Source organism: Pseudomonas sp. PS02303 (assembly GCF_029959925.1).
Lineage (GTDB): Bacteria > Pseudomonadota > Gammaproteobacteria > Pseudomonadales > Pseudomonadaceae > Aquipseudomonas > Aquipseudomonas mandelii.
This window is the reverse complement of sequence record NZ_JASCOM010000597.1, coordinates 1-255: the sequence shown is the minus strand read 5'-3', so window position 1 is coordinate 255 and position 255 is coordinate 1. Positions and strand designations below refer to the sequence as shown.

Annotated in this window: 1 protein-coding gene; it reads left to right on the top strand. The window is 62.7% G+C overall.

Going from position 1 to position 255, the window contains the following annotated elements:
• Positions 1–255: immunoglobulin-like domain-containing protein (locus QMX98_RS35020; RefSeq protein ID WP_282412115.1), on the top strand; the 255-nt coding region annotated here is incomplete at both ends.

Below are 255 nucleotides of genomic sequence, written 5' to 3'. Positions count from 1 at the left end.
AAATCGACGACGCGAAGGGTGGCAACTACGAGAAGCTGGACATCGACGGCAAGTCGGCAGACACCTCGATTACTGATTCCGCAGACACCACCACCGTCAGCCTGAGCGCTACCGACTCGGTCGCGGAGGGCGGTTCGATTGTCTATACCGCGACGTTGACCAATGCTGCCGGCACCCCGGTCACTGTGAACCTGTCGAACGGTGCCGTGATCACCATCGCGGCCGGCGCGACGGTCGGCTCCGTGACGGTCAAGG